Origin of the sequence: Mesobacillus sp. (genome assembly GCF_047739415.1) — a bacterium.
Taxonomy (GTDB): domain Bacteria; phylum Bacillota; class Bacilli; order Bacillales; family Cytobacillaceae; genus Mesobacillus.
On sequence record NZ_JBIQOE010000093.1, the window covers coordinates 32,704 to 45,844 of the forward strand.

13 protein-coding genes and 1 pseudogene are annotated in these 13,141 nt (G+C 38.3%); 13 read left to right on the top strand and 1 reads right to left on the bottom strand.

Going from position 1 to position 13,141, the window contains the following annotated elements; translation table 11 throughout:
- Positions 1-93 precede the first annotated feature (93 nt).
- From ACH0QE_RS07840 to merA, 9 genes and pseudogenes are all read left to right on the top strand, one after another.
- Positions 94-2,694, top strand: a complete 2,601-nt coding sequence (locus ACH0QE_RS07840) for a phage tail tape measure protein (RefSeq protein WP_415800135.1) — start codon at positions 94-96, stop codon at positions 2,692-2,694.
- The gene (locus ACH0QE_RS07845) at positions 2,691-3,845 is read left to right on the top strand and encodes a hypothetical protein (RefSeq protein WP_415800137.1); all 1,155 of its coding nucleotides are present in this window, start codon (positions 2,691-2,693) and stop codon (positions 3,843-3,845) included. Before ACH0QE_RS07840 ends, ACH0QE_RS07845 begins: the two co-directional genes overlap by 4 nt.
- Before the next feature lie 2 nt (positions 3,846-3,847).
- Positions 3,848-4,909 carry a hypothetical protein gene (locus tag ACH0QE_RS07850; protein WP_415800138.1) on the top strand — a complete coding sequence of 354 codons (1,062 nt, stop codon included), beginning with the start codon at positions 3,848-3,850 and terminating at the stop codon, positions 4,907-4,909.
- Between the two features lie 79 nt (positions 4,910-4,988).
- Positions 4,989-5,414 carry an Hg(II)-responsive transcriptional regulator gene (merR, locus tag ACH0QE_RS07855; protein ID WP_415800139.1) on the top strand — a complete coding sequence of 142 codons (426 nt, stop codon included), beginning with the start codon at positions 4,989-4,991 and terminating at the stop codon, positions 5,412-5,414.
- A complete protein-coding gene (gene merF, locus ACH0QE_RS07860) occupies positions 5,398-5,619 on the top strand; it encodes a mercury resistance system transport protein MerF (RefSeq protein WP_415800152.1) in 222 nt (73 codons plus the stop codon). The genes merR and merF overlap by 17 nt, the downstream gene beginning before the upstream one ends.
- 2 nt (positions 5,620-5,621) lie before the next feature.
- Positions 5,622-5,921 carry a putative mercuric transport protein gene (locus ACH0QE_RS07865; RefSeq protein ID WP_415800140.1) on the top strand — a complete coding sequence of 100 codons (300 nt, stop codon included), beginning with the start codon at positions 5,622-5,624 and terminating at the stop codon, positions 5,919-5,921.
- 6 nt (positions 5,922-5,927) lie between these two features.
- Positions 5,928-6,077 (top strand): hypothetical protein, encoded by a 150-nt coding sequence (locus tag ACH0QE_RS07870; protein WP_415800141.1) that lies wholly within the window; start codon positions 5,928-5,930, stop codon positions 6,075-6,077.
- Between the two features lie 12 nt (positions 6,078-6,089).
- Positions 6,090-6,254 (top strand): annotated as a pseudogene (locus ACH0QE_RS07875) (heavy-metal-associated domain-containing protein); the annotation flags it as partial.
- Positions 6,255-6,273: 19 nt separating this feature from the next.
- Entirely contained in the window at positions 6,274-7,914 is a 1,641-nt protein-coding gene (gene merA / locus ACH0QE_RS07880; protein ID WP_415800143.1) for a mercury(II) reductase, read from the top strand.
- A gap of 77 nt (positions 7,915-7,991) precedes the next feature.
- Here merA and ACH0QE_RS07885 read toward each other — a convergent pair whose 3' ends face one another.
- Positions 7,992-8,936: an arsenic resistance protein gene (locus tag ACH0QE_RS07885; protein WP_415800144.1), complete on the bottom strand. Its 945-nt coding sequence runs from the start codon at positions 8,934-8,936 to the stop codon at positions 7,992-7,994.
- A 150-nt stretch (positions 8,937-9,086) separates the two neighbouring features.
- On the opposite strand from ACH0QE_RS07885, the gene ACH0QE_RS07890 reads away from it, so the two are divergent.
- The 4 genes from ACH0QE_RS07890 to ACH0QE_RS07905 all read left to right on the top strand — a co-directional run bounded on the left by ACH0QE_RS07890 (position 9,087) and on the right by ACH0QE_RS07905 (position 13,113).
- The gene (locus ACH0QE_RS07890; protein ID WP_415800145.1) at positions 9,087-9,512 is read left to right on the top strand and encodes a phage holin family protein; all 426 of its coding nucleotides are present in this window, start codon (positions 9,087-9,089) and stop codon (positions 9,510-9,512) included.
- Complete coding sequence (locus tag ACH0QE_RS07895; protein WP_415800146.1) at positions 9,496-10,479, top strand: N-acetylmuramoyl-L-alanine amidase; 984 nt, start codon at positions 9,496-9,498, stop codon at positions 10,477-10,479. Before ACH0QE_RS07890 ends, ACH0QE_RS07895 begins: the two co-directional genes overlap by 17 nt.
- 77 nt (positions 10,480-10,556) lie before the next feature.
- The gene (locus tag ACH0QE_RS07900) at positions 10,557-11,840 is read left to right on the top strand and encodes a recombinase family protein (RefSeq protein WP_415800147.1); all 1,284 of its coding nucleotides are present in this window, start codon (positions 10,557-10,559) and stop codon (positions 11,838-11,840) included.
- Positions 11,803-13,113 (top strand): recombinase family protein, encoded by a 1,311-nt coding sequence (locus tag ACH0QE_RS07905; protein ID WP_415800148.1) that lies wholly within the window; start codon positions 11,803-11,805, stop codon positions 13,111-13,113. The genes ACH0QE_RS07900 and ACH0QE_RS07905 overlap by 38 nt, the downstream gene beginning before the upstream one ends.
- The last annotated feature ends 28 nt before the right edge of the window (positions 13,114-13,141 follow it).

Here is a 13,141-nt window from a genome sequence, read left to right on the forward strand (position 1 = left end):
TTATCCATTGACGATGTGATACCAATAGGAATATAGGAGAAGGCACTCAGCGAATGGGTGTCTTTTTATGTTTTGAGGGAAGGAGGTGGAATCGTGGCAGATAATTTTGGTCTAAAAATCGGTGTTGAGGGTGAAAAGGAATTTAAGAATTCCCTAAGAGATATCAACCGCAGTTTCAAAGTTTTAGGCAGTGAAATGAATCTAGTAACCTCACAGTTTGATAAGCAGGACCAATCGATGGAGGCCCTGACCGCTAGAAGTGATGTGTTAAACAAGAAGGTTGATGCCCAGAAAGACAAAATCGGTACCTTAGAAAAAGCACTAAAAAATGCTGCAGACTCTTTTGGAGAAACCGATAAGCGAACTCAAAACTGGCAAATTCAACTTAATAACGCCAAGTCCGACTTAATCAAAATGGAGAGGGAATTAGATAAAACTAATCAATCGATTGATGAAATGGGTGATAGTGCTAATGCTGCAGAAGGTGAAGTAGGAGAGTTTGCTAATGAAGTTGAGAATGCTGCAAAGCAAACAGAAGACGCAGCTAACCGCTTTGAAAAAGCAGGTGGTGTGCTAAAGGGAATCGGAGTGACGATAGGTGCTGCAGTAACCGCTATTGGAACAGCTGCTGTTGCAACTGGGGCTAGCCTTATCAAGCTTGGTGATGAGTATAATATGGCGGTTAATCAGATCTCTGCTTCAACCGGGGCTACAGGAGCTGAACTTGAAGAGTTAGGTGAGATTGCTCAAAACGTGTACAAGCATAATTTTGGTGAAAACTTGGAAGAGGTTGCTAGAGGTATTTCAGAGGTTAAAAAGGTTACTGGACTCATGGGTGAAGAATTAGAAAAAGCCACTGAGTCCGGTTTTGCTTTAAGGGATACCTTTGGTTTTGAAATGCAGGAGTCAGCCAGGGCAGCAAGTGCTCTAATGAAAAACTTCGGTATCTCATCAGAGGAAGCCTATAATATCATTGCGACAGGTGCCCAAAATGGAGCCGATAAAAATGGTGATCTATTAGATACGCTTAATGAATACTCTGTTCAATATTCAGCGCTCGGGCTTAGCGCAGATGAGTTCATTGCTAGTTTAGTAAATGGTGCAGAAAGTGGAGCGTTTAGTATCGATAAGGTCGGAGATGCCGTTAAAGAGTTCAATATCCGTGCAAAAGATGGAAGCAAAACGAGCATGGAAGCTTTCACTGCTTTAGGCCTCAATGCTGAAGAGATGACCAGTAAATTTGCTCAGGGTGGCGAAGTTGCTAATGATGCTTTTTACAGTGTTGTTCAAAGACTTCAGGAAATTAAGGATCCCTTGCTAAAAAATACGGTTGGTGTGCAGCTGTTTGGTACTCAATTTGAAGATTTAGAGGCTAATGTTCTACCTGTTCTCGCCAATATGAAGGATAGTACACTAGCCAGCGGTGATGCATTGGCCCAAATAACTGAAGTGAAATACGATAATCTGACTGATGGTATTGAGGGTGTGAAACGTTCTTTACAAGGTGTTTTTTTACCAGCAGTAGGAGAAGTGTCGTCAGGAATCACGGATCTATTCTCAAATCTTTCTAATGGTATTAATGCAGCTGATGGAGATTTCGATAAAATTTCAGAGGTTATTGGGGAGACAGTTGCTGGCATCACAGAAATTATCGCTGAGCAGTTGCCTCAATTGGTTACCTTAGGACTGCAAATTGTGATGTCTATTGCTGGTGCCATAATTGATAATCTGCCGACCATAATTGATGCAGCCATGCAGATTGTAACCACTCTCCTTCAGGGTTTGATTGAGGCTCTACCTCAAATTACAGAAGGAGCACTATATCTTGTTTTAACTTTGGTAGATGGCATTATTGCCAATCTTCCAGCAGTGATTGAAGCTGCTTTAACCATGATCGTAACACTTGCAACAGGAATTGGTGAAGCATTACCGAACCTCATTCCATCGATTGTTCAAGCGGTGATTTTAATTGTTCAAACACTCATAGATAATCTCGATATGGTATTAGATGCAGCTTTTAAAATTATTGAAGGTTTAGCAATCGGGTTATTAAATGCATTACCTAGTTTAATAGAAGCCCTTCCAACCATAATTTCAACAATCATTAATTTTATCACAGGGAACCTACCTAAGATTGTAGAGATGGGGATTAAGTTAATTATTCAATTAGCAGCGGGGCTTATTCGAGCTGTTCCACAATTAGTGGCTCAATTACCACAGATTGTTTCTGCACTTTTAGTTGGTCTTGGAAAAGCGGTCTATTCGATAGGTGAAATAGGAGTAAATATTGTTCGAGGACTCTGGAATGGAATTTCTTCAATGATTGGGTGGATAAGAGATAAAGTGAGTAACTTTGTTGGTGGAATTGTGAGCAATGTAAAGGGTGTTCTTGGCATTCACTCTCCTTCAAAAGTATTTGCTGGAATCGGTGAAAACATGGGTGCTGGAATTGGTGTTGGTTTCACCGATGCCATGAGAGGTGTGGAAAAAGATATGGAAGGAGCTATTCCAACCGATTTTGACATGGATTTAAACAGTCAAATCAATGCCTCAGCTAATGGAGCTAATGGCTCTTTATTAGATGTTACGATTCCACTTACCATTGATGGAACAGTTTTAACTCGGATTATAGCTCAGCTACAGTGGAATCAAAATACTGTAACGGTGAGGAATTTAGGAGTTGCGGGGTCATGATAGAAGTTTTTGCAGGAAACACGTTAATACAGACCATTCGAAAAGTGATGTCCGCCAATTTGCGAGAAACAATTGAGGGGGAATTTACACTATCGTTTACTGTGCTTGCCAAATCTGCCCTCGCTTTAAAGACGAAACAGTTAGCCAAAATAAATGATCAGTATTTTGAAATCGTACAAATAACAAAGTCACTGCAAGGAAGTCTACCGGTTTGTTCGGTAACTTGTGAGCATGTATCGTACATCTTAAATGATGATATTTATAAAATTGATACGTTTGATTTTACAGGAGATCCGGCTGCTGGTTTGACCCAGCTATTATCAGGAACTCCTTTTTCAGCTGGCATTGTAGAGTTTACACAAAGTTGCACGATGAAAATCAACCAAGAGGTGACAAGAAGGTCTGCTCTTATGCAGTACATAGCCATCTTGGGTGGGGAAATCGAATATGATGGTTATAAAATTAACATTAGAAGTCATCGAGGAAATAGTGAATACAAGTTGGTTATGGACACCAAAAACGTTACAGATGTATCGGTTTCCCATGATTCAAGGGAAAATGCATCTTCCTATCACATTTCCTTTTTTAAGCTATTAAGCCTTTCAGTTGGAGATAATGTACACATTGTGTTTAGACCACTTGGAATTGATGTGAAAACGAGAATTATATCTTTGGAATATAACCCTTTCTATCGTTATGACATTCGAGTAGAAGTAGGGCGGTACAAACCAAGTATTTCGGATACATTTTATCAAATTAAAAGTTCGATGAATTCAGTAGAAACCTCTATAACACAGGTCGGTAGTTCAGTTGATGGGCTTCAGACCCAAGTAAATGATTTAGGAGTTTCTTATACTATTGTTAAAAGCCTTTCGATAGATACTAGTTTTATTAACGTAACTTATGAAGTAGAAAAGGGCGATACACAACAGTATCATGCGCAATACAGCTACATCACTGACACCAGTGGACGAATTACAAGTATTACTCTAGAAGAAATTTTCTCGGAATTGTTACTAAAAGAAGTTTCTACATTGACGGTAGATGTTGCAAAATTTGATGTCACCTACGTAGATGGAGAAACAGCAAGCTATAATTACACGACAGATAGCAGTGGAAGAATTACAGCAATTGATAGGGTGGTGGGATAAGGATGAGCTACGATCGAAATTTTAATAATACATTAGCCATCTGGACTGCCTTTGGTGGCAGGGGTGGCCTCGTTCTTCCTATCCCCACCTTGAATTGGACAAAGAAAACATACAGCAGCTTTGGTTACACGCAATATAACAGTGAAAAGCAAATCAATGTCTATGACAATGGCAACGCTCAGATAGCTGTGTATCATGCAAAAACACCATACATGTCCTATTATAATAAGACGACTGGTCAATGGACGTTGTCAGATGTAACCTGGTGGAATTATGGTGAACCTGAAATCCTTTATTCAAGCGGGGGTGTATTCATAGCTAAGATAACCGGTTATGCCAACATCATCTCGTCTTTTGATGGCATCACTTGGAACAATAGTGGTTACTGTCAAAATGCCCAAAATGCGATGACAACGGGCGCTTATGATATGGAAAGAGGTTCAGGAGTTGTCAGCTGGTGGTACTATAAATCTCCTTTGTACTACAGTTTTGATTCACTATTAGAACGAACAGCCTGGACATTAGTTGGCTCTGATGGTTCATCGGTTCCTTTCTTTAAATACATGACTACTCACAAGGGGAACTTTGTAGGCATAGTGGGTGGAGACAAATCGATTGCGGTTGCTAGTTCAGCGACACCAGGTTCATGGACCACTACCATTCCTGAAGATTTAAATGAAACTTCTTATATGTTCATTAGGTCTGTTAACGATAAGCTATTTGTAATGAAGTACCGTTACGTGAATGGAATCTATGATGTAAAACTTTGTGTTATGAATGATAGCGCTACTGAGTTAACAGAATCTAATTTAACTCATGTGGGAGATCTTGCTGATAATAATATTCCCAACCCACAGAATATCATTTGGATGGCAGACTGGGGAAAGTTCGCTATCTTTAAAGAAAGTATGCTTTATGTATCGGTTGATGGGCTCACATGGGAAGGTGTCGAACAACCGGGATTTACGACATCCACATATGATACGTTTGGCGGTGCCATTTACGTTCCTGGAGATGGCTTCTATGTAAAGGCTAGTGGCTATGTGTATTATGCGCAGTATTAAATTTAAAAGAAAAAGTTCACACTGGTACTTGACTGTGTACTATGGTACACGGTTTATAATCTTAAGTGAGGTGAATGAGATGAGCTACCAGATAGGTGAATTTGCAAAGAAATGTGGTGTAAATAAAGAAACCATTCGATATTATGAACGGAAAGATTTATTACAAGAATCCACTCGAACAAATGCTGGTTACCGGATTTATTCAGAAGATGAAGTGAAACGAGTAGGGTTTATTAAACGAATGCAAGATCTTGGTTTCTCATTAAATGAAATTTATAAACTACTAGGTATTGTAGATAAAGATGAAGTTCGTTGCCGAGATATGTTTGAATTTGTTTCAAAAAAAGAGATAGAAGTAAAAAGACAAATTGAAGATTTAAAGCGAATAGAAGAGATGTTAAAGAATTTAAAAAAGTGCTGTCCTGATGAAAAAGAGTTACATGCATGTCCCATTATTGAAGTGCTGATAGATGGAAAAAGGGAAAGTGATGAAAGTGAAACATAAAAAGACCTTTGTCGCGGGTATAGTTGGAACGCTCATTGTGCTTTTGTGTTGCGCAACACCTATATTGGTCATTTTACTAGGTGCTGTTGGACTTGGGGCTATGACAGGGTACCTAGATTATATATTAATCCCAGTGTTAGTTGTATTTCTTGGGTTAATTTATTATTCTTATTCAAAATTTGAACAATCAAAAAAGGAGACGTAAGGATGAAAGGGAGATTTGTTGCAGTTGCTTCTATGTTTACAGCCTTTTTAGCAAGTTTTTGTTGAATTGGCTTAGCGATTTTAATACCACTTGGTCTAAGTGGTTTAGCTGGAACACTTGCGGTAGCTTTTGCGCCTTATAGAATGTGGTTTATTATAATCACAATAATGATGCTAGCTGTCGCTCACATACTTGTATGGACACAAAATAAACGATCAAAGAAAACAGAAAAATTGTTATGGATAAGTACAGTTATTTCTGGTGTTTTACTTCTCTATACATTATTTAGTCAGGGGTTTTAGGGCACAATGAAACCAGTTATCTATGTATTCATTATTGGATGGGTCTTAATCATTTCAGGGTGTGGAAATACGACTAATGAAAGCAATGTTACATTGGAAGAAGCCCAATCAGAATCCCTTGAAACGGTCTCATTTCATATAGATGGTTTTACCTGAGCATCCTGTGCTTTTACGGTGAGGTCCACCGTTTCTAATAAAGAGGGTGTTCAACATATTGAGGTTGAAGGAACAGGAAAAACAACACTTACTTATGATCCATCTAAAATTAGTTTAGAAGAAGTGAAAAAAGTCATCACAGATCTGGGTTATGAAATAAGAAGCGAGGAAAAATAAAACAGGAGGAGGCTAAGACGTGAAAAAATTCAAATTAAACATTGAAGGAATGACTTGTACAGGGTGTGAAGAACATGTTTCCGTTGCTTTAGAAAATGCTGGTGCTAAAAACATTGAGGCAAATTTCCGCCGAGGTGAAGCTGTATTTGAGCTTCCGGACAACGTAGATGTTGAAACAGCTAAAAAGGCAGTTGATGAAGCAAAATATCAGCCTGGAGAAATAAAGGAAGTTTCATCGCAAGAAGAGGTAAGATTAGGGAACGAAGGAGATTACGACTTACTAATTATTGGTTCAGGAGGAGCGGCTTTTTCTGCTGCAATTAAAGCAATCGAATACGGGGCCAGAGTTGGAATGATTGAACGAGGCACAGTTGGAGGAACATGTGTAAATATCGGTTGTGTTCCATCAAAAACCCTCCTTCGAGCGGGGGAAATCAATCACGTGGCAAAAGTTAACCCATTTACAGGACTGCAAACATCTGCAGGAGAAGTGGAATTAGCTCCTTTAATTAAACAAAAGAATGAATTGGTTAGTGAGCTGAAGAATCAAAAATATGTAGATTTAATCGATGAATACGGGTTTGATTTAATTGAGGGTGAAGCGAAGTTTGTTGATGAAAATACACTTGAAGTAAATGGTCAAAAGTTATCAGCAAAACGCTTTTTAATAGCAACGGGAGCATCCCCATCGTTACCGCCAATTTCAGGTCTTGAAAAGGTGGACTATTTAACAAGCACTACATTACTTGAATTAAAGAAAGTTCCTAAACGGTTAACGGTTATTGGATCTGGATATATTGGAATGGAACTTGGTCAATTGTTTCACAACTTAGGTTCGGAAGTGACGCTGATGCAAAGAAGCGAGCGTCTTTTAAAAGAATACGACCCCGAGATTTCAGAAGCAGTAGAAAAAGCATTATTAGAGCAGGGGATTAACCTTGTAAAAGGAGCAACTTTTGATCATGTGGAACAAGAAGGAGATATTAAGAAGGTCCATGTCACGGTCGCTGGAAAGAAAAAAGTGATTGAGTCTGAACAGTTACTTGTTGCAACTGGTAGAAAACCAAATACAGAGTCGCTCAATTTGAAAGACGCCGGTGTTGAAGTAGGTAAACGGAAAGAAGTCTTAATAAATGAATTTGCTCAGACTAGTAATGAAAAGATTTATGCAGCAGGAGATGTAACCTTAGGCCCTCAATTTGTTTATGTTGCAGCATATGAAGGTGGAATTGTTGCAGATCATGCAATTGGGGGATTAAATAAAAAGCTAGATTTATCTGTAGTACCAGGTGTTACTTTTACGAACCCTTCTATTGCTACAGTCGGTTTAACAGAAGCGCAAGCAAAGGAAAAGGGCTATGAAGTTAAAACATCTGTATTGCCTTTAGATGCCGTTCCAAGAGCGATTGTGAATAGGGAAACAACGGGAGTTTTTAAGCTTGTTGCTGACGCAAAAACGTTGAAAGTACTCGGCGTTCATATCGTTTCTGAAAATGCTGGGGATGTCATCTATGCAGCAACACTAGCTGTTAAATTTGGGTTGACTGTAGAAGACTTAAAAGATAGCCTTGCCCCATATTTAACAATGGCAGAAGGTTTGAAATTGGCAGCACTTACGTTTGATAAAGACGTATCGAAATTATCTTGTTGTGCTGGGTAAGGTTACTCTGAAAAACTGACATAAGAGAGAACACATCATTTGTTATTGTGATGTGTTCTTTTTATTTTCTACGAAAGTTACCTTTTAGTTTTAAATATCAAAATCTGCGTAATTATTGCTAAGATAGGTAACTCCAATAGCGGACCTATCACTAATGTTAAGGCGATTAAAGGTTGATCGGGAAATGCAGTCATTGCGATGGCTAAAGCAATGGGTGAATTTCTAGCCAACGTTGTTAAGCTTAAACTTGTGCTATCAGCAGTAGAAAACTTCATCACCTGTCCAACTTTTTGGCCAACAATGAAATTTAGAATGAAGAACAAAAGAATTGGAATTGTTATTTTCAACATTAAGTCTAGGTTCTCAAGTAATAACTGACCTTGAGAAGCAAACATAGCAACAATCGCTAGACTGAGAAAAATAATAGGTAATACGCTTAATCGAGTTAGAAGATTATCTCTGAACTGTTCTTTATTTTTCAAGAAAAACTTTGTAATAAAAGTTAAAGCTAATGGTATAAACAGAACAAGCAGCACACTTTCCACTAAAAAGGAAAGCTCAATGACTCCTGTTGTTCCACCAAAAATAAGAAGATAAACAGGTAACAAAATAACCTGCAAAATTAGGTTTAAAGGTAAAATGGCGGTTGATAATGCTACGTTCCCTTTTGCTATTCCAGTAAAGATTAAATACCAGTCCGTACAAGGTGTAACCATTAGCATAATGAATCCGATATATAAAGCTGGTGTGTTCCCTAAAAACACGAAGGCTAAAAGCCAAGCTAAAATAGGGGTCCACACAAAATTAATTAATACAGATGTTGATGTGAATTTCCCATTTTTGAAAGACTTTTTTATATCTTCGAAAGGTATTTGTAAGAAAGTAATGTAAAGCATAGCTACTAACAGCGGTACAATGAAGCTTTCTGCATTAGTGCTTATTGCTTCAACTTGGCCGATAAGGATACCGATGATCACCGCTGTAAAAATAATAAATGTGTACAGTTTTTCAATCAAATTCAATAAAATTCACACCTAACCATATAAAGTCGTTTTCATTTTATCACAAATATAACTTTATTAAGGAATGGGTGTCTCAAATAAATGATTAATATAAGCAGACTTGGGTGACTTACATGTATCCAAGTTTTTTTAATGGGGAGGGGAAATAGTGTGAAAGAATTATGGATGTATTTACAAGTGATAGTAGTAACAGCAGGTGGATGGTTAGGGTGGGCGCTTGGTGGTTTTGATGGCTTGTTATATGCACTTATAGCTTTTGTAGTCATTGACTATATCACAGGTATTATGAGCGCAATTATAGAGAAACACCTTTCTAGTGAAATTGGAGCAAAAGGAATCTTTAAGAAAGTGCTGATTTTCTTCCTAGTAGGTGTGGCTCATATCATAGATAGCCAAATTATTGGTGACGGTAGTGCAATACGCACAGCGGTCATCTTTTTTTATCTTTCAAATGAGGGGATTAGCATTATCGAAAATGCCTCTAGAATTGGGCTACCTGTTCCTGAAAAACTCAAAGATATATTGGCCCAGCTGAAGGGGAAAAAGGGAGATGGTAAAGATGAAACTAAATACTAGGTTCATGACTAAAAATGATTGTTATAAAGCGGGGCGAAAAATTTCACCCCAAGGCATTATGATTCATTCTACTGCAACACCAGGTGTAATGGCTGCAGATTGGTTCAACCGCTGGAATAAATCATACCAAGCGGGAGAAACGAGTAGGCAAGTTGCAGTTCATGCCTTTGTTGATGATAAAGAAGTTTGGCAGTACCTTCCTTGGAACCATCGAGGATGGCACTCTGGCGGCAGGGCAAACAACACGCATATTGGGATTGAGATATGTGAACCGGGTGGATTTTCTTATGGTAGAGGATCTGCGATGGTTGGCTATGATGTCAAAAAGAATGAGAGCTACTTTAGAAAAGCATGGCAAAATGCGGTTCAACTTTGTGTTCAATTGTGTAAAACCTATGATCTCACTGAACAAGATATCATTTGTCATTCAGAAGGACACGAGAAGGGGATTGCGAGTAACCATTCTGATGTAATGCATTGGTTCCCTAAGCATGGTGAGAATATGGATACTTTTCGTACAGCGGTGAAAGCAGCTTTAAATGAAACAAATGCTGATCCAGAAACATCATCTAGCATTAAGGTTGGTGATGTAGTGGAAGTAAAATCATCAACAGCTAAGTATTTCCCTGGTGGAGCAACCATTCCATCTTGGGTAAAAACAGGTTCATATCATAAAGTGACCCAGATTGTTTCAAATGGCAAACCAGTTATTAAAGGTGGGAAGCCTTGTGTTCTACTTGGAAAAACCATTGGTAAGAACAATGGCAAAGAATCTGCTGGAATCATGAGTTGGATTGAAAAGGATGCTCTAACGGTAATTAATTCATCTACTAAAACAGAAAAACCGTCAAAAGCAAATAAGTATTATCGAGTACAGGTGGGTGCCTTTTCTAAGAAAAACAATGCAGAGGCGATACTTAAAAAGCTAAAAGCAGCAGGATTTGATGGCTTTATTAAATTCGAATAATGGTTCTATTAACTTGATTTTTAAGGCCTTTAGAGTGATATATGGTAGTACCAAATTGATAGAAAGGAGGGCCTTCATTGCGAGTTAGAATTATAGAACCAACCATTGTGAAAGACACAAAGAAAAGAGTATGTGCTTATGCTAGGGTATCAACTGATCATGAAAAGCAAGGTGAGTCTTTAGAAAACCAGATTAATTATTATGAAAGATTGATTGGAACAAACCCGGACTATGAATTTGTGGGGGTGTTTGCAGATCGCGGTATAAGCGGGACTACTGACAAACGCCCAGAATTTAAAAAAATGATAGAACTCGCAAAGCAAGGTGGGATTGATTTAATTATCACAAAATCCATTTCAAGATTTGCAAGAAACACAACAGTGGTACTTCAAAAGGTCAGGGAACTGAAGGATCTAAGTGTTGAAGTGCGATTTGAAAAAGAGAATATTAACACATTGTCAGGGGACGGCGAGTTGATGCTTACCGTCCTCTCATCTTTTGCCCAAGAAGAAAGCAAAAACATTAGTGAAAATGTGAAATGGAGAATTAAAAAGAAGTTTGAACGAGGCGAACTGATGATAAACACAAATCGGTTTCTCGGCTACGACAAAGATGAACAAGGGAATTTAGTTATTAATGAGGATGAAGCAGAAATTATCAAACGGATATTTGATCACTACTTGGAGGGCAAAGGAGCATTTACGATTGCCAAGGAATTAAATGCAGATGGGATACCAACCGTTGCAGGTGGCAACTGGCAAGAGAGCACAATCTTAAACATACTAAAAAATGAAAAGTACAAGGGGGATGCCATTCTCCAGAAATATTATACACCCGATCATTTAAAGCAAGGCACTGTCAGAAATAATGGAAAAGTTGAAAGTTTTTATATCGAAAAGAATCACCCACCGATTATTCCAAATGAAACTTGGGAAAGGGTGCAAAAAGAAATGAAAGCCCGAGCAGAAGCCAAGGGGAATACAGGAGATAAAAGCAAATATCAAAATAGATATGCGCTAACAGGAAAGCTTTTCTGTGGAAAGTGTGGGGCGACATTGAAGCGCAGGACTTGGAATAGCAAACTTCCCTGCAGAAAAGTAGTCTGGCAATGCAGCAACTACATTAAGAATGGAAAAAATGCTTGTCCAGGAACGAAGATTGAGGATGAAGTTGTTGGAGAGCTCAATATAAAAGAAGAAACGCTTGTACAGGAGGTCTTGAAGAATGGCAAAAAACATTACCGTTATACCAGCAAGCACAAACATCCAGATCAGTTCAGAACAGTTCGAACCCCAGAAAAAGAAAATGGCAGCCTACTGCCGAGTGTCAACCGACCAATTAGAACAGTTATCAAGTTATGAGGCACAAGTTGATTATTATACAACCTACATTTCAAACCACCCTGATTATGAAATGGCAGGAATTTACGCAGATGAAGGGATTTCAGGAACCAATACGAAAAAGCGCGAGCAATTTAACAAAATGATAGAGGATTGTAAGAATCGAAAGATTGACATGATCATCACGAAATCCATATCAAGGTTCGCGAGAAACACATTGGACTGCTTGAATTTTGTAAGGCAGTTAAAGGATTTAGGAATTGGCATTATTTTTGAAAAAGAAAACATTAACACATTAGATGCCAAGGGTGAGGTTTTGTTAAGTATCCTTTCCAGCCTGGCCCAAGATGAGAGTAGATCTATTTCGGAAAACTCGACATGGGGAATTAGGCGACGGTTTGAACAGGGAAAAGTAGCAGTTAATCATACAAAATTCCTGGGTTATGACAAAGATGAGGACGGCAACCTTATCGTTAATCAAAAGCAAGCTAAGATAGTTAGAAGGATTTATAAAGACTATTTAGATGGAAAGGGACCGAACAGGATAGCAAGAGAGCTTGAAGGTGAGGGTGTTCCAAACTGGAATGGCAAAGCCAAATGGTATGAAGGCAGCATAAGGAAAATGCTTAGTAATGAAAAGTATAAAGGTGATGCTCTCCTTCAGAAGACTTATACGGTCGATTATCTGACGAAAAAGAGAGTACAAAATACCGGCCAAATACCAAGGTACTATGTTGAAGAAAGCCATCCAGCGATTATCCCGAAAGATATGTGGGAAGCGGTTCAGCTAGAAATGGAGAGAAGGCGATCCTTTGCAGAGAAACACGGGATTGTAAAAGTCGATTATGCGACGATTGATAATCCTTTTGCAGGAAGAGTTTTATGTGGCCATTGCGGTAGCCCATTTGGCAGAAAGGTTTGGAACTCTACAGACGAAAGCCTTCGAAGAAAAATATGGAGATGCAACAAAAAATACACCATTAAAGGTGAAAAGAGCTGTGAGAATAAGCATATAGATGATAGAACTTTATACCAAGCCTTTATAAATGTATTTAACGCCATACTAGAAAATAAAGATCACTTTATAAATAAGTGGAGACAGCAAGGTAGCGACAATCTTCTAAAAAAATATAAAACAGAACAGTTTATTGAGCTTTTTAAGGAAGCTACAACATTAACAGAGTTTGATATAGAGTTATACTTTAAGCTAATTGAAAAGATGACGGTATTTAAAGGAGAAAAAATTATTGTGACTTTTCTGGACGGTACTGAAGTTGAATGTGAAATTGAATAGAACAGTATTATGTCGGTTGGGGTAATTC